19 protein-coding genes are annotated in these 20,975 nt (G+C 43.9%); 7 read left to right on the plus strand and 12 right to left on the minus strand.

Features of this window, described 5'->3' with window-relative positions; genetic code table 11:
• Positions 1–35 precede the first annotated feature (35 nt).
• A complete protein-coding gene (gene queC, locus Q4519_RS03150; RefSeq protein ID WP_303509436.1) occupies positions 36–692 on the plus strand; it encodes a 7-cyano-7-deazaguanine synthase QueC in 657 nt (218 codons plus the stop codon).
• Positions 693–854: 162 nt separating this feature from the next.
• On the opposite strand, the gene Q4519_RS03155 is transcribed toward queC, so the two are convergent.
• Positions 855–1,442, minus strand: coding sequence for a tRNA-uridine aminocarboxypropyltransferase (locus Q4519_RS03155; RefSeq protein ID WP_232802963.1), 588 nt, complete (start codon positions 1,440–1,442; stop codon positions 855–857).
• Between the two features lie 32 nt (positions 1,443–1,474).
• Between Q4519_RS03155 and rrtA the strand changes: the two genes are divergently transcribed.
• On the plus strand, positions 1,475–2,056 hold the full coding sequence (gene rrtA / locus Q4519_RS03160; RefSeq protein WP_232802968.1) for a rhombosortase: 582 nt from the start codon (positions 1,475–1,477) through the stop codon (positions 2,054–2,056).
• Between the two features lie 36 nt (positions 2,057–2,092).
• Here the strand turns inward: rrtA and pyrF are convergent, their stop codons facing one another.
• From pyrF to gyrA, 11 genes are all read right to left on the minus strand, one after another.
• Entirely contained in the window at positions 2,093–2,806 is a 714-nt protein-coding gene (gene pyrF / locus Q4519_RS03165; protein WP_303509444.1) for an orotidine-5'-phosphate decarboxylase, read from the minus strand.
• A 1-nt stretch (position 2,807) separates the two neighbouring features.
• Positions 2,808–3,977, minus strand: a complete 1,170-nt coding sequence (lapB, locus tag Q4519_RS03170; protein WP_232802972.1) for a lipopolysaccharide assembly protein LapB — start codon at positions 3,975–3,977, stop codon at positions 2,808–2,810.
• Positions 3,978–3,983: 6 nt separating this feature from the next.
• Positions 3,984–4,271, minus strand: a complete 288-nt coding sequence (locus tag Q4519_RS03175) for a LapA family protein (protein ID WP_232802975.1) — start codon at positions 4,269–4,271, stop codon at positions 3,984–3,986.
• A 125-nt stretch (positions 4,272–4,396) separates the two neighbouring features.
• Complete coding sequence (gene ihfB, locus Q4519_RS03180; RefSeq protein WP_232802976.1) at positions 4,397–4,687, minus strand: integration host factor subunit beta; 291 nt, start codon at positions 4,685–4,687, stop codon at positions 4,397–4,399.
• A gap of 172 nt (positions 4,688–4,859) precedes the next feature.
• A complete protein-coding gene (gene rpsA, locus Q4519_RS03185) occupies positions 4,860–6,536 on the minus strand; it encodes a 30S ribosomal protein S1 (protein ID WP_232802978.1) in 1,677 nt (558 codons plus the stop codon).
• A gap of 129 nt (positions 6,537–6,665) precedes the next feature.
• The gene (gene cmk / locus Q4519_RS03190; protein WP_232802987.1) at positions 6,666–7,355 is read right to left on the minus strand and encodes a (d)CMP kinase; all 690 of its coding nucleotides are present in this window, start codon (positions 7,353–7,355) and stop codon (positions 6,666–6,668) included.
• A 202-nt stretch (positions 7,356–7,557) separates the two neighbouring features.
• The gene (gene fbp / locus Q4519_RS03195; RefSeq protein WP_303509622.1) at positions 7,558–8,571 is read right to left on the minus strand and encodes a class 1 fructose-bisphosphatase; all 1,014 of its coding nucleotides are present in this window, start codon (positions 8,569–8,571) and stop codon (positions 7,558–7,560) included.
• Positions 8,572–8,733: 162 nt separating this feature from the next.
• Positions 8,734–10,014 carry a 3-phosphoshikimate 1-carboxyvinyltransferase gene (gene aroA, locus Q4519_RS03200; RefSeq protein WP_232802988.1) on the minus strand — a complete coding sequence of 427 codons (1,281 nt, stop codon included), beginning with the start codon at positions 10,012–10,014 and terminating at the stop codon, positions 8,734–8,736.
• Between the two features lie 11 nt (positions 10,015–10,025).
• The gene (gene hisC, locus Q4519_RS03205; protein WP_303509453.1) at positions 10,026–11,129 is read right to left on the minus strand and encodes a histidinol-phosphate transaminase; all 1,104 of its coding nucleotides are present in this window, start codon (positions 11,127–11,129) and stop codon (positions 10,026–10,028) included.
• Between the two features lie 8 nt (positions 11,130–11,137).
• Complete coding sequence (gene serC, locus Q4519_RS03210) at positions 11,138–12,226, minus strand: 3-phosphoserine/phosphohydroxythreonine transaminase (RefSeq protein WP_303509456.1); 1,089 nt, start codon at positions 12,224–12,226, stop codon at positions 11,138–11,140.
• Between the two features lie 58 nt (positions 12,227–12,284).
• Positions 12,285–14,987, minus strand: coding sequence for a DNA topoisomerase (ATP-hydrolyzing) subunit A (gene gyrA / locus Q4519_RS03215; protein WP_232802992.1), 2,703 nt, complete (start codon positions 14,985–14,987; stop codon positions 12,285–12,287).
• A 195-nt stretch (positions 14,988–15,182) separates the two neighbouring features.
• On the opposite strand from gyrA, the gene ubiG reads away from it, so the two are divergent.
• The 5 genes from ubiG (at position 15,183) to pdxH (ending at position 20,869) form a co-directional block, all read left to right on the plus strand.
• Positions 15,183–15,884 (plus strand): bifunctional 2-polyprenyl-6-hydroxyphenol methylase/3-demethylubiquinol 3-O-methyltransferase UbiG, encoded by a 702-nt coding sequence (gene ubiG / locus Q4519_RS03220; RefSeq protein ID WP_232803022.1) that lies wholly within the window; start codon positions 15,183–15,185, stop codon positions 15,882–15,884.
• Between the two features lie 487 nt (positions 15,885–16,371).
• Complete coding sequence (gene nrdA / locus Q4519_RS03225) at positions 16,372–18,651, plus strand: class 1a ribonucleoside-diphosphate reductase subunit alpha (RefSeq protein ID WP_232802994.1); 2,280 nt, start codon at positions 16,372–16,374, stop codon at positions 18,649–18,651.
• A 54-nt stretch (positions 18,652–18,705) separates the two neighbouring features.
• Positions 18,706–19,842: a class Ia ribonucleoside-diphosphate reductase subunit beta gene (nrdB, locus tag Q4519_RS03230; RefSeq protein ID WP_232803001.1), complete on the plus strand. Its 1,137-nt coding sequence runs from the start codon at positions 18,706–18,708 to the stop codon at positions 19,840–19,842.
• Positions 19,842–20,123, plus strand: a complete 282-nt coding sequence (gene yfaE, locus Q4519_RS03235; protein ID WP_303509464.1) for a class I ribonucleotide reductase maintenance protein YfaE — start codon at positions 19,842–19,844, stop codon at positions 20,121–20,123. The genes nrdB and yfaE overlap by 1 nt, the downstream gene beginning before the upstream one ends.
• A gap of 92 nt (positions 20,124–20,215) precedes the next feature.
• Positions 20,216–20,869 carry a pyridoxamine 5'-phosphate oxidase gene (pdxH, locus tag Q4519_RS03240; RefSeq protein ID WP_232803008.1) on the plus strand — a complete coding sequence of 218 codons (654 nt, stop codon included), beginning with the start codon at positions 20,216–20,218 and terminating at the stop codon, positions 20,867–20,869.
• The last annotated feature ends 106 nt before the right edge of the window (positions 20,870–20,975 follow it).

Genomic DNA, 20,975 nt, shown 5'->3' on the forward strand with positions numbered 1-20,975 from the left:
TGTTATATGTGAATAATAAGCGAAACTCAAGACTTATGAGCAAAAAAGTAGTGGTGATTTACTCCGGTGGCATGGACTCTTTTACTGTATTAAACAAAGCAATCAGGCAAGGCTATGACGTTTATGCCCTTACTTTTAATTACGGCCAACGTCACGTTAAAGAAGTGGATGTTGCCAGTCAGTTTTGTCAAAACAACAATATAAATCACAAAATTGTCGATATCTCTGCCATCAATCAGCTTATTGGTGGTTCATCTCTCACCTCAGATATCGATATTCCAGAAGGCGATTACGACCCTGAAAATATGTCATCAACGGTAGTACCTAACCGTAATATGATCTTACTCTCTCTGGCCATTGGTTATGCCGTTTCAATCCAAGCCGAGCAAGTAATGTATGGCGCTCACGGCGGCGATCACGATATTTATCCAGATTGTCGACCTGAATTTGTGCGCCGAATGAATGATGTGGCAGCAATCGCTAATTATGAAGCTGTGGAAATAGTGACCCCCTATCTTACCGCTTCGAAAGAAGCTATTTTAAGTGACGGCATCAATATGGGGTTAGATTATCAAACCACTTGGACTTGTTACAATGGTCGCGAGCAAGCCTGCGGTAAATGTGGCGCGTGTAAAGAGCGCTTAGGCGCCTTTGCTGCCAATGGCATGACTGACCCACTAAGTTACGAGTAAGTGCTAAGGGAGGGGCTAATAGATGCCTCTCGTTACTTTTATTGGCCATTTAACTTCAGTACTCTTTAAGATTCGCGCTGCCAAGTAAAGTTTGTTTTACGGCAACATTTCGTGTTCAGCGATAGAAGCACAAAGCGTACTGTTTCTTATCTCAAATTCAGGCTATTTACCGTAATGCTTTGTGACAACACTGGGCGGCATTTGCTTGAGCTGAAAATCGATCATTTCTTGAAACACCGCCAGTAACGGTTGATATTTAGCTTCGTTACCTTCCAATTGACTTAATAAATAATACCCCGCTTCAACACTCGACACGCCTTGCTGTTTAGATGACTTGCGTATCTTATACTGTGTTTGCTGTTTTACATCTATTGCCACACGAGGCAAGCTTTGCAAACTAGGATTGGTTTGCAGTAAACGAAAGGCTTTTTTCCAACTGCCATCAAGTAATACAAATTGACTGTTCGCTGGGATACACGTGTCACCTGCCTGAGTTGTGTTTTGCTCACTGGGATAAAGTAAATAGGTGGGGGCAGCTTCGATGAACCCGACAGGTAAGGTTTCAGCGCAAACAAGCTCGCAGCGCTTCAAACTTAGCGATAATATTCGCGCCGTACCGATGGCTTTATTTGCTTCACTGGGATGCTGTAGAATGATCAGTTTGTATTGATTGTCTATCTCAGTGATCATATGACAAATACAAGCTACTTGAGCCTTATTGCAACGCGTGCACCATGGCCGAGTCGACATGCTTTTTCCTCTTTCTTGGAGCGCTCAGACAGATGAGGTCCACTTTTTTATTCATCGTTATTCTAATCTTTACCATGGCGATGATCATGCTGAATCAAACATGGGCTCAACTGTGGTTGATTTACTCAAGGCCCGAGCTACCTTGGCAAGCATGGCGCTTTTTAACCGCCTCGTTTTGCCATACTAACAGTTACCATTTCGCTATCAATAGCGCTGGGCTCATTGTGATTTGGCAACTATTTAAGCCTCACTTACCTTGGCTGCGCTTATCCACGCTAATCATCATTATTAGTAGTTTAGTAGGCCTTAGCTTGTGGCTATTTAATCCTGACGTTATTTGGTATGTCGGCTTATCCGGCACACTGCACGGCCTATTTAGTTATGGCGTTTGTAAAGACATCGCGCAGAAAGTGTCATTGGCTTGGCCGTTGCTGTTTGGTCTAATCGGCAAGTTAGCATTTGAGCAATTTGGCTCAGAGCCAACCATGATGGCCAACTTAATTGAGGCCAATGTCATGGTCGATGCCCATTTATATGGCGCCATAATAGGATTGTGTTGTTATTTAATCGGCTTTTTTACGTTTCAATTTAAACACAAAAAATCAAAGCATTAGTCCTCGCCACTGCAAAGGGCTAATGACCTTGTCGCATTACACCATTAAGCTTTGATTGATTTCTGCCAACACTTGAGCAGGATTTGCTGCTTGAGTAATTGGACGGCCAATAACTAAGTAATGCGAGCCTACTTGAATCGCTTCTGCTGGCGTCATAATACGACGTTGGTCGCCAGCATCACTGCCAACAGGTCGAATACCGGGAGTGACAAGCTTAAATTCTTTACCAAGAGATTGGCTTAGCATGCTGGCTTCTTGCGCCGAACACACAACACCGTCTAGGCCAGAATCTTGAGTGAGTTTGGCTAAACGTTGTACGTGCTCTTGCGGTGATACATTAATCCCCACTTCCGCTAAATCCTGCGCTTCCATGCTAGTAAGCACCGTCACCGCAATCAACAGCGGAGCATCTTTACCATAGCTGTCTAAAGATGCCTTGGCAGCTTCCATCATGCGACGACCACCACTGGCATGTACATTAACCATCCAAACACCTAAATCAGCAGATGCTGCAACCGCCTTAGCTACCGTGTTAGGGATGTCATGAAACTTAAGATCCAAAAACAAATCAAATTTTCTATCGACAATTTGTTTGACGAAACTAGACCCAAAATGGGTAAACATTTCTTTGCCAACTTTTAAACGACAGCTAGCCGGATCTATTTGATCAATAAAACTAAGCGCTGCCTTTTGGTCGGCATAATCAAGCGCCACCACAACTTTAGGATCGGCAACAAGGTTGGTATTCATTTTATTCTCCATCTAATCCGCGTATCGGTTTTACTGAGCCCCAGCTCTTACATGAGGGGCACTGCCAAAAAATTGATTTAGTGGCAAAGCCACATTTTCGACAGCGACAATTCGGGCTCATCTTTAACTGTTCTAGCACCAGTTTTCTTAAACTGTCTAAGCTGGTTTTAGCTCTTCCCTCTTCAGCTAACTCGAGGTGATAAACCATTAGCTGATAAAAGCCCTTCATGGTTGGGTTTTTAACCAATTGTTTCGCTACTGCGGCTTCACCACTTTCAATACCTTGCTTTTGTGCAATATAGTCAGCGATTTTTAAGCCTACAGATGCGCCAGCCCCTTTATTCCATGCATTATCAAGCCAGCTAATCATCCCTTGTGGATCGTGAGCCTGGCGAAAGCACACTTCAAGACGTGGCAAGGTTTCACTGACAAAGTCGATATCTTGTTCAACCACCATGGCAAGGTACTTTAGCGCTTGCTTGTGATCGGCTTGCTCTATCATCAGATCGGCCAAGCCAATACTGGCGCGAACGCAACGTTTATCTACTTGCAACGCTTTTTTCAGTTCCGACATCGCGGCCTTTATTTCACCCGCTAAATGGGCTTCATTGGCCAATTCACAATGAAAATGTGCAATATCCCGCACGGCTGTTTTAACTTGGCTTTTTTGTAATTGCTGGGCCACTTTAATGGCTTTGAGCCATTCTTTGGTTTGTTGATAAATCAGTAATAATTGCTGCAGTGCTTGAATTTTGTAATCAGGCTCAACCACCAGCTGTAAAAACAATGCTTCACTGCGATCAATTAACCCCGCGGCACTATAATCCTTCGCCAACTGTGACATGGCTAAATGTTTTTGTTCGGCAGTGAGAGAGGGGCGCGCAATCAGATTTTGGTGGATACGAATAGCTCTGTCTACTTCACCGCGCTGGCGAAATAAATTACCTAACGCCAAATGGGTTTCAATAGTCTCACTATCAACTTCCAATAGTTCAATAAATAAATCGACGGCTTTATCAGGCTGGTCACTCAATAAAAAGTTAAGGCCAGTAACATAGTCACGGCTTAATTTATTAGAACTTTGCTGTTGGTTTTGATGTAGCCCACGTCGACCCATATACCAGCCATAGCCAGCAGCTATGGGTAACAGCAAAAATAACAGCTCAAGCATTCGGGATTAATCCTTTAACGGAAGCTTCCTTAAATGTGCGAGCTCTTCTGTTTGACGGGTAACTTTTTTGGTTAAGCGTTTGTTGCTGATTTTAAGCTTTAGGTATAACAAGCTACTGATCGCAGCGCCTAAAGTAAAAGCAATGCCAAAGGTAATCGCAATTAAAACTGACAACCTGACATCTGATTGGGCAATTAAATAGTTGAATGTCACTAGCGTGTCATTTTTTAAACCAACAAAGATAGCTATCGCGAATAGAATTGCGAGAGAAATAAAAGTAATAACAGCTTTCACTTGGCCTCCAAAATGCCCATAAACACAGAGAGATACATAATTCGGCATAGATTACACCAAATCAGGTTTCTATCCTAATTGTCAGGCAATAAAAAACGGCACAAGGCCGTTTTTAAATATCGCAACTAAGATCCAAGACTTAGGTTTACACGCTCTCTTAATTCCTTGCCAGGTTTGAAGTGAGGCACATACTTGCCATCCAATTCAACTTTTTCACCGGTTTTAGGATTGCGACCGACACGAGGTGCGCGATAATGTAATGAAAAACTACCAAACCCTCGGATCTCAATGCGATCGCCGGAGGCGAGAGTTTCAGTCATTTGCTCTAGGATTTCTTTAATCGCTAGCTCAACTTCTTTAGCTGATAATTGTAAATGTCTGCTGGTGAGTCGTTCAATGAGATCTGACTTTGTCATAGGTGCTCCCATAGGGTTAAAAACTGTTTGTGCTACTGCAGAAACAAATAAGAGGGGCAAAGCCCCTCTTCTGACTCTGTAACTACTTATTCAGTAACTATTTTTTAGTTTACTCTAAGTAGCCCAGTTTACAAATATAAGGGTATAAATTTTTACCCTTTATTTATAATTATTAGTCGTTTTTAGCCGCTTTGAAAGCTTCAGCCATTGCGTTGCTGAATGCGCCTTCGTCTTGCTGCTTGCTGTTTAGGCCTTCGATAGCTGCTTTCTCTTCAGCTTCATCTTTAGCACGTACAGATAAGCTTACGATGCGGTTCTTACGGTCAACACCAACAAACTTAGACTCTAGATCGTCGCCTACAGAAACAACAGTTGTTGCGTCTTCAACACGGTCACGAGAAATGTCAGCTACGCGGATGTAACCTTCAACGCCTTCAGCAAGTTCTAGTTTAGCGCCTTTAGCGTCAACTTCGATTACTTTACCTACAATTACAGCGCCTTTTTTCTTGTCAGCGATGTAGTTGTTGAACGGATCTTCAGCGATTTGCTTAACGCCTAGGCTGATGCGCTCGCGCTCTGGGTCAACTTGTAGTACCACAGCTTCGATTTCGTCGCCTTTCTTGAAGTCGCGAACGGCTTCTTCACCAGCAACATTCCAGCTGATGTCAGAAAGATGTACAAGACCGTCGATACCACCGTCAAGACCGATGAAGATACCGAAATCAGTAATAGACTTGATCTTACCGCTAACACGATCACCTTTGTTGTGAGTGCTAGAGAAAGATTCCCAAGGGTTAGCAATACATTGCTTAAGACCTAGAGAGATACGACGACGTTCTTCGTCGATATCAAGAACCATAACTTCAACGCTGTCACCCACGTTAACAACTTTAGATGGGTGGATGTTTTTGTTAGTCCAATCCATTTCGCTTACGTGTACTAGACCTTCAACGCCTTCTTCGATTTCAACGAAACAGCCGTAATCAGTTAGGTTAGTTACACGACCAGTCAGCTTAGTGCTTTCTGGGTAACGGTTAGCAATTGCTACCCATGGATCTTCGCCTAGTTGCTTAAGACCTAGTGATACACGAGTACGCTCACGATCGAACTTAAGTACTTTAACGTTGATTTCATCACCTACGTTAACGATTTCACTTGGGTGCTTAACGCGTTTCCAAGCCATGTCAGTGATGTGTAGTAGACCGTCAACACCGCCAAGATCAACGAATGCGCCGTAGTCAGTAAGGTTCTTAACGATACCTTTAACAGCTTGACCTTCTTGTAGGTTTTCAAGTAGTTCATCACGCTCTGCACTGTTTTCAGTTTCGATAACAGCACGACGAGAAACAACAACGTTGTTGCGTTTTTGGTCTAGCTTGATAACTTTGAATTCTAGGTCTTTGTACTCTAGGTGAGCAGTGTCGCGAACTGGGCGCACGTCTACTAGAGAACCAGGTAGGAAAGCACGGATACCGTTTAATTCAACAGTGAAACCGCCTTTAACTTTACCATTGATAACACCAATAACAGTTTCTTGCTCTTCGTAAGCTTTCTCTAGAACGATCCAAGCTTCATGGCGCTTAGCTTTTTCACGAGATAGCTGAGTTTCACCGAAACCGTCATCAGTTGCATCAAGCGCAACGTCAACTTCATCACCTACGCTAACTTCTAATTCACCAGCAGCATTTTTGAACTGGTCAATAGAGATAGGAGATTCTGATTTAAGACCTGCATCTACAAGTACGATACCGTTTTCGATAGCAACGATTGTACCTTTGATGATCGCACCAGGGCGCGTTTCGATTTCGTTTAGAGACTCTTCAAAGAGTTGAGCAAAAGATTCAGTCATGTTATTAGACACTTTTTAGTTAATGACAACCACTCATGATCCATCGCGAGTGGGGTTGCTGTACAAAGTTCATTCCATCCTTAGAACAAACATTAACGACAAGGATTATTCTGAGAATTATTCTACGAATTATTCCTTGTTGAGATTCAATTTTTCATTTACATAGTCAACGACCATTTCAACTACCTGATTAATATCAAGTTCTGTTGAATCAATGACCAATGCATCATCAGCCGGTTTTAAAGGCGCCACAGGTCGATTTCTGTCTCTGTGATCCCGCTCTTCAATCTCGGCCAAAAGATGCGCGATATTAACATCAAAGCCCTTGACTTGCAATTGCTTATAGCGTCGCTCAGCCCGTGCTGCGGCACTGGCATCTAAAAAGATTTTTACTGGCGCATCAGTGAAAACCACTGTACCCATATCACGACCATCAGCAATTAAACCAGGCGCTTCACGGAAACTGCGCTGACGACGTAACAATGCTTCACGTACCCGTGGAAACGCTGCTACTTTAGAAGCCGCATTTCCGGTTTCTTCAGTGCGAAGATCGCGACTGACGTCTTCTCCTTCTAAAAATACTCGTACGCCGTCCACTGTCGGTTTAAATACAACATCTAAATGCCCCGCCAATAAGGAAACTGCGTCTTCATTTTCTAATTCAACATTATGATGCAGTGCGGCTAACGCCAACACACGATAAATTGCGCCACTGTCTAATAAATGCCAATTGAATTTTTCTGCCAATTTCTGGCAAAGGGTACCTTTACCCGAGCCACTTGGACCATCAATTGTAATTACTGGGGCCTTCGCCACCATATAACGCCTCCACAACACTTAGTTTCAGTGTTTGATTATTTAGTTGTCAAAAAATCGCGGCCAATTATACCCAAGCCAGATAACATCAGCTAGGCAGATACCAAGTTATGTGAAGGCTTATTGATTTTTCAAAAATATAATTCAATACGCCTTGCAACAGGGCATACCTTACTAGGCACAATATTGATTGGAAATAGTGACATTAAGGCGCTTCAAAACGATCACATTCAGATAAAAATTGCTCCACCTTTCCAACCATCTCAGTCGAGCCAACAAAGTACGGCGAGCGCTGATGTAGCTCTGTTGGTTCAATATCCATGATCCGTCGCTGCCCATCGCTGGCCTTACCACCAGCTTGCTCGGCTAAAAATGCAATAGGGTTGCATTCATACAATAAACGCAACTTGCCTGCTGGTGCACTGGCGGTGGTGGGATACATATAAATGCCACCTTTTAATAAGTTGCGATGGAAATCTGAAACTAATGAACCAATATAGCGAGAGGTATAAGGACGGTTTTCTTCGGGCACCTGCTCTTGGCAGTATTTGAGGTATCGCTTCACGCCAAGGGGGAACTTAATGTAGTTGCCTTCATTAATAGAATATATCTTGCCTTGTGTCGGCATTTTTAAATCTTGGTGAGAAAGACAAAATACGCCAATGGATGGATCAAGAGTAAAACCATGGACGCCATTACCAGTGGTATATACCAACATGGTCGACGAGCCATAAATCACATACCCTGCGGCAATTTGTTTATGACCAGGTTGCAAAAAGTCTGCCAGCGTCACTTCAGAGCCAATCGGAGAAATACGCTTATAAATGGAAAAAATGGTGCCTACCGACACGTTCACGTCGATATTAGATGAGCCATCAAGCGGGTCCATCAAAATAATGTATTTGCCGTTTTTCGATTTGGTGCCTTGAAACGCTATAAACTCTTCTTCTTCTTCTGAAGCGACACCACACACTTCACCGCGCGCTTCCATTGCTGCCTTAAATTTGTCATTAGCATAAAGGTCTAGCTTTTGTTGCTCTTCTCCTTGCACATTCTCACCACCAGCACTGCCGACTATATCGACAAGGCCTGCCTTGTTTATTTCGCGGTTGACAACTTTAGCGGCTAACCGAATAGCCCCCAACAAAGCACTTAAGCTGCCCGATGCATCTGGAAAATCCAGTTGTTTTTCAACAATAAACTCACCCAGTGTTTTCATTGGCTCTGACATAATTTCTACCTTATACCTATATATGACTTTCTTATGGTTTTCAGATCCTTCCCTTTTAATCCTAGACTCAACCTTGAACTAGTGCGGCAAGTAAATGCCTAAAATACTTAATTTTAGATACAAAAAAAGGAGCCGGTTGGCTCCTTTGTTTTAGTGGCTGACTTGTTTGAGTTTATCAAAGTAGTCAGGGAATGTTTTCGATGTACACCCTGGGTCATTTATCGTCACCGGCGTATCACTTAATGCCACCAGCGAGAAACACATGGCTATACGATGGTCATCATAGGTATCAATCGCGGCATGGGTTAGCTTGGCCGGAGGAGTGACTTCAATAAAGTCATGCCCTTCAACTACCTCTGCACCTACTTTACGCAGCTCGGTCGCCATCGCCGCCAAACGGTCGGTTTCTTTTACGCGCCAGTTATAAACGTTGCGGATCGCCGTCGTGCCTTTAGCAAACAGCGCCGTGGTCGCGATAGTCATGGCCGCATCAGGAATGTGGTTCATGTCTAGATCAACCGCCGTTAGCTCACCGACTGATGATTTAATATAATCATCGCCCCACTCTATTTTCGCCCCCATGGCTTCCAGTACATCAGCAAATTGCACATCACCTTGTACCGATTTTTTGCCAATACCTGTCACTTTTATGGTGCCGCCCTTTATCGCAGCGGCCGCTAAAAAATAAGAGGCCGAAGATGCATCACCTTCCACCAAAAATTTACCTGGGGCGGTATACGTTTGATTACCTTTAATGACAAAACGTTGGTAGTCGTGGTTTTCTACTTCCACACCAAACTGCGCCATAATGTGCAGGGTAATTTCAATGTAAGGCTTAGACACTAAGTCACCGATAATTTCAATTTCGGTATCGGCCTTTGCATAAGGTGCCGCCATCAAAAAAGCCGTTAAAAACTGACTAGAAACTGAGCCATCAATTTTGATCTGGCCACCGTTTAAACCCGTGCCTTTAATACGCAGTGGCGGATAATCGGTATTTTTAAGGTATTCAACATCGGCGCCAGCTTGGCGCAGTGAATCAACCAAGCTGCCAATGGGGCGCTCTTCCATTCTTGGCTCACCCGTTAATAGGTATTCGCCTTGACCTAAACAAAGAGCAGCACACAAAGGGCGCATCGCTGTACCCGCATTACCTAAAAACAATTCCATCTCACCTTGAGTTGAAAAAGCACGGCCTAACCCTTCTACCACACAAGTGGTTTTGTCTGCTGACAATTCATAACTAACGCCGAGCGCTTTTAGCGCGTTTAACATATGGCGAATATCGTCACTGTCGAGTAGGTTGGTTAATGTGGTTGTCCCTTTAGCCAATGCCGCCAATAATAGCGCACGATTAGAGACACTTTTTGAACCTGGAAGGTTTATTTCACCATCAATTTTGGCGATGGGATTCAGAGTTAAAGATTCCATTAATTTCCTACTTATTTGCCGAGTTCGAGCACGTTGATCAAGGCTGTTTTAAAGGTTTGATTTTCTTGCTCAGTGCCAATACTGACGCGAAGATGATTCGGCATGCCATAGCCACCAATAGGACGAACAATCACACCCAGTTGCAGTAATTGGTTATAAACAGGGTTGGCATCTCGCCCCGTATCAAAAGTGATAAAGTTACCTTTTGATGGGATGTATGGCAAATCATACTGCGTAAAGAAGCTTTCTAAATCCTTCATGCCTTGCTGATTTAATGCCACACTACGGGCCAGATATTCACTATCTTGTAACGCTGCACATGCCGCGGCAATTGCCAAGCTATTGCAGTTAAATGGCTGACGTACACGATTAAGTAGATCGGCTATGACATCGTTTGACATAGCGTAGCCCACGCGCAGTGCAGCTAAACCATAGGCCTTAGAAAAAGTGCGGGTGATCACTAAGTTAGGGTATTGCTTGAGCCACGCCACGCTGTCAGCTTGCTCATCCGCATATTCATAATATGCTTCGTCTAACACTACAATAATATGACTTGGCACCTTAGCTAAAAATGCCAATAACTGTGCTGAGCTTAAACAAGTGCCCGTAGGGTTGTTTGGGTTAGCAATAAAGATCATCTTGGTTTTGTCAGTGATTGCGCTAGCCATGGCGTCTAAGTCATGTCCCCAATCTTTGGCCGCTACCGCAACGGCTTTAGCGCCAATAGATTGCGTTACCAGAGGATATACCACAAATGCATACTGCGAAAAAATCACTTCATGCTGTGCACTGACAAAGGTACGCGCCAAAATTTCTAACACGTCGTTTGAGCCATTACCTAAGGTAATTTGATTGGTGTTAATCTGATATTTATTGGCCAAGGCTGTTTTCAAGTCATAACCGTTTGCGTCTGGGTAGCGCGTTAGCTCTGCTAATTCTGCACTAATCGCCGCTTTAACCGCATCACTTGGGCCCAAAGGGTTTTCGTTAGAGGCGAGCTTAACAATATTGCTTAAACCCAATTCCCGCTCTAATTCATCAACGGGCTTGCCCGCTTGATAGGGGTGTAACCCTTGCACGCCAGTATTGGCTAATGCCACAAAATCACAACTCATGTTCGCTCCTAGCTATGCTGCTTGGCAAATTTATCCATAAATGCCACAAGGGCTTCCACACCTGCTTTTGGCATGGCGTTATATATGCTGGCACGCATTCCGCCAACAATACGGTGGCCTTTCAACGTCAGTAAGCCTTGCGCTTCCGATTCCGTTAAAAATTGCTCATTGAACGTTTCATCGACTAACTGAAACGGCACGTTCATCCAACTGCGATACTGCGGGTCAACCTTGTTTTGGTAGAAATCACTGCTATCTACATAGTCATACAGTAGTTTTGCTTTCGTTTCATTATGCTCAGCCATGGCAGCTAAACCACCTTGCTGCTTTAGCCACTGGAACACTAAACCCGCTAAGTACCAACTATAAGTTGGCGGAGTGTTGAACATTGAATCAGACTCAGCCAATACTTTGTAATCAAAAATCGATGGGATAGCTTGGCGCGATCTGCCTATTAAATCATCACGCACTATGACTAATGCAAGACCCGACGGACCGATATTTTTTTGTGCGCCCGCATACACCACACCAAATTTGCTGATGTCGATAGGACGCGACAAAATCGTTGAGCTCATGTCTGCCACTAAAGGCACGTCACCGGTATCTGGAATATTTGAGATTTCAAGGCCTTCAATCGTCTCATTGGGACAATAATGAACAAAAGCAGCATTAGGATTAAGTGGCCACTCACTGCTATCTAATAGGGAAGCTTGGCCTTGAGCCGTTTCGCAACGAATATCAATTTGGTTAATCTTACCGTGCTTTTTCGCTTCTTCAGCGGCTGATTGGGCCCACTGACCAGTAATAATGTAATCTGCTTCTAGCTTCTCGCCAAATAGGTTCAACGGCACGGCTGCAAACTGACCACGGCCGCCACCTTGACAAAATAGCACTTTATAATTATCTGGGATTTGCAATAAATCCCGAAGATCTTGCTCAGCCTGGTTGGCTAATGCAATGTAGTCTTTACTGCGATGGCTCACTTCCATTACTGACACATTAAGATCGTTCCAGTTACGAAATTCACCTTGCGCCTGCTCCATTACCGCAGTGGGTAACATGGCAGGACCGGCACAAAAATTATAAACCTGAGTCATTATCTACTTCCGAAAAATAAAACGAGCGGCATAAGCCGCTCGTTTTGGTTGTTACTGATTATTCTTGTTCCGTTGGCTGTTCATCGGGTGGCAGCTGCGCTTGCTCCCCATTCACCGCCTCTGGGTTGTCGTTTTCTGTATCATCGAGTAGTTCAACTTCTTCTACTTCTTCAATACGTTGCAAGGCAACCACTTGCTCGCCCTCACTGGTACGAATAAGGGTTACACCTTGGGTATTACGACCCACCACTGACACCTCATCAACCCGAGTACGTACTAGGGTACCTTTGTTCGAGATCAACATGATGTCTTCGGTTTCTTCAACTTGAACCGCGCCGACCACGTTACCATTACGCTCACTCACTTTAATTGAAACCACACCTTGAGTCGCACGACCTTTGGTTGGGTATTCAGATTGTGGCGTGCGTTTGCCGTAGCCGTTTTCGGTGACCGTTAATATATCACCTGATTCATTTGGAATGATCAACGATACCACTTTTTGACCATCAGCCAATTTAATACCACGTACACCTGTCGCCGTACGGCCCATCGGTCTTACGCCGCGGAACCTAATTTCAGGTTGGCCATGTTCGTCAAGCACTGGATTACCGTCTTCATCAAGTACTGGCGTTTCTTCTGACTCTTTAAAGCGAACTACTTTACCGGCATCAGAGAACAGCATTATTTCACTGTCACCATGAGTAATAGCAACGCCAATTAGCTCATCGTCGTCTTTCAGGTTAATCGCGATTAAACCTGAACTACGCGGTTTGCTGTAAGCACTTAGTGCGGTCTTTTTCACTGTGCCCGATGCTGTCGCCATTAGGATAAACTTGTCATCTTGGTATTCGCGCACTGGCAAGATAGCGGTAATTCGTTCGTTTTCTTCAAGTGGCAGAATATTAATAATTGGACGACCACGTGCAGCACGTGAAGCCAATGGCAATTGATAGACTTTCAGCCAGTACAATTTACCGCGGCTAGAGAAACATAAGATAGTGTCGTGGGTATTAGCGACCAATAAACGCTCGATGAAGTCTTCATCTTTCATCTTAGTGGCAGCCTTACCTTTACCACCACGACGCTGAGCTTCGTAATCGGTGAGAGGCTGATATTTCACATAGCCCTCACGCGACAAGGTCACCACAACGTCTTCTTCAGTGATCAAGTCTTCCATATCGATATCACCGCTCATCGCAGTAATTTCAGTACGACGTTCGTCGCCAAATTGCTCACGCACTAGCTCTAGCTCTTCACGAATCACCTCGATTAGACGCTCAGGGCTGTTCAGAATATGTAGCAAGCTTGCAATCAGCTCAAGTAGTGACTTGTATTCATCAAGGATTTTTTCGTGCTCGAGGCCCGTTAACTTATGTAAACGTAAGTCTAGGATTGCTTGAGCCTGTTGCTCGGTTAAGAAATAACCGTCTTCGCGAATACCGTATTGCTCTTCCAACCAATCTGGACGCGCAGCATCAACACCCGCACTTTCTAACATGGCTGCGACATTACCCAGCTCCCAACCACGCGCTTGCAATGCCAATTTGGCTTGAGCAGGTGTAGAAGACTCACGAATCAACTCAATAATCGGGTCGATATTAGCAAGGGCAATGGCAAGACCTTCTAAGATATGCGCACGATCGCGCGCTTTTCTTAGTTCAAATACAGTGCGGCGTGTCACCACTTCACGGCGATGACGAATAAAGCTTTCTAGTGTTTCTTTTAGGTTAAATAACTTAGGTTTGCCATTTTCTAGGGCCACCATGTTAATACCAAAAGACACTTGCATTTGCGTTTGCGCATACAAGTTGTTCAATACCACTTCAGCCACATCACCACGTTTCACTTCGATTAGTACACGAATGATACGGGTGGACTCATCACGAATGGCACTGATACCTTCGATTTTTTTCTCTTTTACCAACTCAGCAATTTTTTCAATCAAGCGCGCTTTGTTCACTTGATAAGGCAGTTCGTGAACAATAATGGTTTCACGCCCTGTTTTAGCATCGGTTTCGATATCGGCGCGGGCACGAATGCGTAATTTACCGCGACCGGTGTTATATGCATCAACAATGCCTTTACGGCCGGCAATGATGCCGTGAGTTGGAAAATCTGGGCCTGGAATATGCTCCATTAACTCAGCAACCGTCAGCTCGCTGTTTTCTATTAGTGCTAAACAACCATTGATCACTTCGGTCAAGTTATGAGGCGGAATATTCGTTGCCATGCCCACCGCAATACCCGACGATCCATTGACTAATAGATTGGGTATTTTGGTCGGCAGAACCGCAGGTATTTCTTCTGTGCCATCATAGTTAGGCACAAAGTCCACGGTTTCTTTATCTAAATCGGCCAGTAACTCATGGGAAATTTTGTCCATGCGAATTTCGGTATAACGCATCGCCGCAGCGGAGTCGCCATCTACCGAGCCAAAGTTACCTTGGCCGTCTACTAGCATATAACGCAATGAGAAGTCTTGCGCCATACGAACAATGGTGTCGTAAACTGCTGTATCACCGTGAGGGTGATATTTACCTATTACATCACCTACCACACGGGCAGACTTTTTATAGGGTTTGTTCCAGTCATTGCCCAGTACACTCATGGCAAATAACACACGTCGATGCACAGGTTTTAAACCATCGCGTACATCAGGAAGTGCACGTCCAACAATGACGCTCATGGCATAGTCGAGATAAGATGTTTTTAACTCATCTTCGATATTTACCGGCGTAATATCTTTTGCAAGATCGCTCATATAAGCCTAAATCCCTAAATCTAATAATTTCGGTCTGATTTGACGAGGGGAGGATTCTAGCACACTTTCGTGTCAGGGACAGAGGGAGGAATGGCACATAACCCGCAACTTTTTTGAAAAAATGGCTTTTTTCAGATCCACTCCCGCATATAATGGCTACAGAATTTTTAGATGAATAAAAAAGCAGCACAAATCATGAATGTAGATGCACAAGAAATAGCAAAATTTGAAGCGATGGCGAGCCGTTGGTGGGATTTAGAAGGCGATTTTAAGCCCCTTCACTTGCTCAACCCTACCCGTCTTGACTATATCAATCGTGGCTGTCAGGGCTTATTTGGTAAAAAAGTGCTCGATGTGGGATGCGGCGGCGGCATTCTTGCCGAAAGCATGGCGCACAAAGGCGCTATCGTCACTGGACTCGACATGGGCACAGAACCATTAGAGGTAGCGCGCCTACATGCATTAGAAACAGGCGCCAAGCTTGATTATATTCAAATGACCGCAGAGCAACACGCTAATGAACGGCCTCATAGCTATGATGTGGTCACTTGTATGGAGATGTTAGAACACGTGCCCGATCCCGCTTCCGTTATTGCAGCCTGCCGACAATTGGTTAAACCTGATGGGGTGGTTTTCTTCTCTACTATTAACCGCACCGCCAAATCTTATCTCATGATGATCATTGGCGCTGAATATGTCTTACGTTGGGTGCCTAAAGGCACACATGAACACCAAAAGTTTATTCGCCCGTCTGAATTTTTAAACTTTACCGATCAAGTCGGCTTACAGTGTACTGATTTGACCGGCGTACACTATCACCCCATATTGAAAAACTTTTATTTGGCGGAAAATGTGGACGTGAATTACATGTTGATGACAAAACCATTAGCCGAATAAATAAAAACATCAATTTTTGATAATGTGCACATTTTTTTACCTCAAATAACGGCTTTCATTAGCCCTACAAATAACGTGTATTTAAGCCAAGCCAAGTGTTATCAGCCTTGCCTGATAACCTCGGCTGTTGGCTTTTTAGGCAACCAGTTAAAATAAAAAATATTTTAACTTTTGCCTAAAAAAACACTTGAAATTTAGTTGGTCTAAACCCGATTGGAGATCAATGGTTAGCTATCACTAACCTTGCTAATTCTTTCACACTTTATCCACAAGTTATGATCAAGTTTCCCCCTTGCAAAATAACGCATACCTCATTATCTTGTAGCTAATCAGAAGCAAAACACTACATATTGTGTTTATACAGATTTAAAGACACCAGAGGGCAATATTAGAACGTCATATTATTGTCGTTCCTGATAGCGCCTTTTGTTGTTTCTGAATCCATGCTCATTCACCTAGTTATTACAAATCTAAAAGGCGTTATGCGATGAATAAAAATCTGTTGGTCACCAAACGTGATGGCAATAAAGAAGCGATTGATTTAGATAAAATACATCGCGTTATCACATGGGCAGCAGAGGGATTAAATAACGTATCTGTATCTCAGGTTGAGTTAAAATCTCACATCCAATTTTACGACGGCATCAAAACCGAGAATATTCACGAAACCATTATCAAGGCAGCAGCTGATTTAATCTCGCCACAAACACCTGATTACCAATATCTGTCTGCGCGCTTAGCCGTGTTTCATCTACGTAAGAAAGCTTACGGCACCTTTGAGCCACCACATTTGTACGACCACGTGGTTAAAATGTGTGAAATGGATAAATACGACCGTCACCTGCTAAATGATTACAGCCAAGCTGAATTCAATGAAATGAATGACTTTGTTGACCACTGGCGTGACATGACCTTCTCTTATGCTGCAGTGAAACAGCTTGAAGGCAAGTATTTAGTTCAAAACCGCGTAACCGGTGAAATATTTGAAAGTGCACAATACTTATACGTATTAGTGGCGGCTTGCTTATTCGCCAACTACGACAAATCTATCCGTATGGATTATGTGCGCCGTTTTTATGATGCTATCTCAACCTTTAAATTGTCACTGCCGACCCCCATCATGTCAGGCGTGCGCACCCCTACTCGCCAGTTCAGCTCATGTGTACTGATTGAAACGGGTGATAGCTTGGACTCAATTAATGCCACAGCCAGTGCCGTGGTGAAATACGTGTCACAGCGTGCGGGCATTGGTATTAACGCGGGCCGCATTCGCGCCTTAGGCAGTGAAATTCGTGGCGGTGAAGCCTTCCATACCGGCTGTATTCCGTTTTACAAATACTTCCAAACTGCGGTTAAATCGTGTTCACAAGGCGGCGTACGTGGCGGTGCTGCCACTGTGTTTTACCCTATTTGGCACTTAGAAGTTGAATCGCTATTAGTATTAAAGAACAACCGTGGCGTGGAAGAAAACCGCGTCCGTCACTTAGATTACGGCGTCCAACTCAGCAAGCTGTTCTACACCCGTTTAATTAAAGGCGGCAATATTAGCCTGTTTAGCCCATCTGATACACCTGGGTTGTACGATGCCTTTTTCGAAGACCAAGACAAGTTTGAAGCTTTGTATCTACAATACGAGCAAGACAGCAATGTGCGGAAAAAAACCATCAAAGCGGTCGATCTATTCGCTCTGCTGATGCAAGAGCGTGCTAGCACAGGTCGGATCTACATTCAAAACGTCGACCACTGTAATACTCACAGCCCATTTGACTCAAAAGTGGCACCCATCCGCCAGAGTAACTTATGTCTGGAAATTGCGTTGCCAACGAAGCCACTGCAACACGTTAACGACGAGAATGGTGAAATAGCCCTATGTACCCTATCTGCCTTTAACTTAGGTGCGCTAGAGAGTTTAGATGAGCTAGAAGAGTTGTCTGATTTGATTGTGCGAGCCCTTGATAGCCTATTAGACTATCAGGACTACCCGATCCCAGCGGCACAAACGAGCAGCTTAAATAGACGTACCTTAGGGGTTGGCGTGATCAACTACGCTTATTACCTAGCAAAAAATGGTGTGTACTACTCAAACGGCAGTGCTAACAACCTAACACACCGCACCTTTGAAGCCATTCAATACTACCTATTGAAAGCATCAAACGGCTTAGCGAAAGAGAAAGGCGCCTGTCCATCATTTAATGAGACAACTTATTCTCAAGGTATCATGCCTATTGATACCTACAAGTCGGATTTGGACAATATCTGCACTGAAAAACTGCATTTAGACTGGGATACGTTACGCGAGGAGATTAAAACTCACGGTCTACGCAACTCAACGTTATCAGCTCTAATGCCATCGGAAACATCGAGCCAAATTTCAAATGCAACCAATGGTATTGAACCTCCGCGTGGTTTTATCAGTATAAAAGCAAGTAAAGACGGTATTTTAAAGCAAGTGGTGCCAGAATATGAGCGCTTAAAAGATAACTACGAGCTACTTTGGAACATTCCAAACAATACCGGTTATCTTGAGCTAGTGGGTATAATGCAAAAATTTGTCGACCAAGCCATTTCAGCTAACACCAACTACGACCCCGCCAAATTTGAAGGTGGCAAGGTGCCAATGAAAATGCTGATGAAAGACTTGTTAACGGCTTATAAAATGGGCCTTAAAACCTTGTATTACCATAACACCCGCGATGGCGCAGCCGACAGCCAAACCGATTTACAGCCAGAAGATGATGGCTGTGAAGGCGGCGCGTGTAAAATCTAATCAAACGGGGAAGCTTAGCTTCCCGCTTTAATGTTGTATTCAGAGCGAAACAGAATGAATAAGTACACTACCTTTTCAAAAGTACAAAATAACGCCCTCACTGAGCCGATGTTTTTTGGTAACCCAGTGAATGTCGCCCGTTATGATCAGCAAAAATTTGAAATTTTTGAAAAATTAATTGAAAAACAGCTTTCATTCTTTTGGCGTCCAGAAGAAGTAGACGTTAGCCGTGATCGTGTTGACTTCCAAGACTTGCCCGAGCACGAGCAACACATTTTCATCTCAAATCTCAAATACCAAACCTTGTTGGACTCCATTCAAGGTCGCAGTCCTAACGTAGCACTGCTGCCGTTGGTATCATTACCTGAACTTGAAACCTGGATTGAGACATGGGCATTTTCTGAGACCATTCACAGCCGCAGTTACACCCATATCATCCGTAACTTGTTCAACAACCCAAGTGACGTATTTGATGACATCGTTAACAACGAAGAAATCCTAAAACGTGCTGATGATATTGCGGGTTACTATGATGATTTAATCACCGCTACCCAGTTTTACCAATTACACGGTGAAGGCGATTACACTCATAGCGATGGCCGCGTAGAAACCATTACCATTAGAGCCTTAAAGCGTAAGGTTTACTTATGCATGAACTCAGTTAACGCGTTAGAAGCAATTCGCTTTTATGTCAGCTTTGCCTGCTCCTTTGCTTTTGCAGAGCGTGACTTACTCGAAGGCAATGCCAAAATCATTAAGCTCATTGCCCGTGATGAAGCGCTACATCTTAATGCCACACAGCACATTTTAAACCTCTGGCGTGATGGTGCAGACGATCCTGAGATGGCTGAAATTGCCAAAGAATGTGAACAAGAAGCCATCGACATCTTCATGCGCGCCGCACAGCAAGAAAAAGATTGGGCTGAATACTTGTTTAAAGACGGCTCAATGATCGGCTTAAACAAAGACATTCTGTGCCAATACGTTGAATATATTGCCAACGTGCGCATGCAAGCTATCGGTTTCAAACCGCCCTTTGCCACTAAGTCAAACCCAATCCCATGGATCAACAACTGGCTGGTGAGCGATAACGTACAAGTCGCGCCGCAAGAGTCTGAAATCAGCTCTTACTTAGTGGGTCAAATTAACTCTGATATGGATGCTGACGATTTAGAGGATTTTGAACTGTAATGAGCAAGGAAATGGTCATCAATGGTGAAACTTTTCACGCCAGTGAGGAGCAAACCTTACTTGAAAACCTGGAGCAACAAGGTATTCAAACGGAATATCAATGTCGCGATGGCCATTGCGGTGCTTGTCAATGTCAATTGATCAGTGGCTCGGTAGAATACATTATCGAGCCACTCGCTTATGTGCGAAAAAATCATATCTTAACCTGCTGCAGTAAAGCGAAAACTGCCATTGAGCTTGTTATACCTGAAGCAAAATTGCCCCTAAAATTAACAGGTTAATTTAGCTTTAAAACAGCATGGAAATGCTGCAGCTAAGAGCCTTTGCTGCTACACTGCAAAACCTAACTGTTTATCATTAAGCGACAACAACAATGTCTTTTCTAACCAAACTCAAATGTGCCCTTACTTTAGGCCAAGGCGTGTTATTAGAAATGCCTGAGCTAAAAGCCACCGATAACCCTTTTGAATTTTTTCAACAGTGGCTTAAACAAGCCGAAGAATCAGGCATTATTTTACCTGAGTCGATGTCGGTAGCGAGTTGTGACACACAAGGCCGCCCTTCATCGCGCATGGTGTTACTGAAAGAAGTCGACGATCGCGGTTTTGTTTTTTATACCAACTACGGTAGCCGTAAAGCCCAGCAGCTTGATGCCAATCCGCATGCCGCCCTACTCTTTCATTGGAACATACTACAGCGTCAAGTGCGTATTGAAGGCCGCATTGAACGCGTCACATTTGAAGAATCACAAGCCTATTTCCATTCTCGTGGCCGTGGCAGCCAAATTGGCGCATGGGCATCTCATCAAAGTGAAGTGGCGCAAAGCCGCCAAGAGCTGATGGACAAAGTTAAATTCTACGAGCAAAAATTTGCTGGCCAAACGGTGCCTTTACCTGAGTTTTGGGGTGGCTATCGCGTGATCCCAGAGCGAATTGAATTTTGGCAAGGTAAAGCCGACCGCCTTCATGATCGTTTTGATTACCAAAAAGACGGTGCTGGGTGGAAAGTGGTGCGATTGAATCCGTAGCGAATGGAAGTGATGATGCAATTCATCACTTATCCCTTGTTACTTTAAAGTATGCTTAACAAATGAATGCCATATTCATTAATAGAAAACTCCACATAGAATGACT

This window comes from Motilimonas sp. 1_MG-2023, assembly GCF_030547455.1.
Classification (GTDB): Bacteria; Pseudomonadota; Gammaproteobacteria; order Enterobacterales; family CBDFNC01; genus Motilimonas.

What these genes read in the sequence shown, in the direction of transcription:
- queC (WP_303509436.1), top strand. Translation starts at nt 36, where the DNA reads ATGAGCAAAAAAGTAGTGGTGATTTACTCCGGTGGCATGGACTCTTTT.
- Q4519_RS03155 (WP_232802963.1), bottom strand. Translation starts at nt 1,442, where the DNA reads ATGTCGACTCGGCCATGGTGCACGCGTTGCAATAAGGCTCAAGTAGCT.
- rrtA (WP_232802968.1), top strand. Translation starts at nt 1,475, where the DNA reads ATGAGGTCCACTTTTTTATTCATCGTTATTCTAATCTTTACCATGGCG.
- pyrF (WP_303509444.1), bottom strand. Translation starts at nt 2,806, where the DNA reads ATGAATACCAACCTTGTTGCCGATCCTAAAGTTGTGGTGGCGCTTGAT.
- lapB (WP_232802972.1), bottom strand. Translation starts at nt 3,977, where the DNA reads ATGCTTGAGCTGTTATTTTTGCTGTTACCCATAGCTGCTGGCTATGGC.
- ihfB (WP_232802976.1), bottom strand. Translation starts at nt 4,687, where the DNA reads ATGACAAAGTCAGATCTCATTGAACGACTCACCAGCAGACATTTACAA.
- rpsA (WP_232802978.1), bottom strand. Translation starts at nt 6,536, where the DNA reads ATGACTGAATCTTTTGCTCAACTCTTTGAAGAGTCTCTAAACGAAATC.
- cmk (WP_232802987.1), bottom strand. Translation starts at nt 7,355, where the DNA reads ATGGTGGCGAAGGCCCCAGTAATTACAATTGATGGTCCAAGTGGCTCG.
- fbp (WP_303509622.1), bottom strand. Translation starts at nt 8,571, where the DNA reads ATGAAAACACTGGGTGAGTTTATTGTTGAAAAACAACTGGATTTTCCA.
- aroA (WP_232802988.1), bottom strand. Translation starts at nt 10,014, where the DNA reads ATGGAATCTTTAACTCTGAATCCCATCGCCAAAATTGATGGTGAAATA.
- hisC (WP_303509453.1), bottom strand. Translation starts at nt 11,129, where the DNA reads ATGAGTTGTGATTTTGTGGCATTAGCCAATACTGGCGTGCAAGGGTTA.
- serC (WP_303509456.1), bottom strand. Translation starts at nt 12,226, where the DNA reads ATGACTCAGGTTTATAATTTTTGTGCCGGTCCTGCCATGTTACCCACT.
- gyrA (WP_232802992.1), bottom strand. Translation starts at nt 14,987, where the DNA reads ATGAGCGATCTTGCAAAAGATATTACGCCGGTAAATATCGAAGATGAG.
- ubiG (WP_232803022.1), top strand. Translation starts at nt 15,183, where the DNA reads ATGAATGTAGATGCACAAGAAATAGCAAAATTTGAAGCGATGGCGAGC.
- nrdA (WP_232802994.1), top strand. Translation starts at nt 16,372, where the DNA reads ATGAATAAAAATCTGTTGGTCACCAAACGTGATGGCAATAAAGAAGCG.
- nrdB (WP_232803001.1), top strand. Translation starts at nt 18,706, where the DNA reads ATGAATAAGTACACTACCTTTTCAAAAGTACAAAATAACGCCCTCACT.
- yfaE (WP_303509464.1), top strand. Translation starts at nt 19,842, where the DNA reads ATGAGCAAGGAAATGGTCATCAATGGTGAAACTTTTCACGCCAGTGAG.
- pdxH (WP_232803008.1), top strand. Translation starts at nt 20,216, where the DNA reads ATGTCTTTTCTAACCAAACTCAAATGTGCCCTTACTTTAGGCCAAGGC.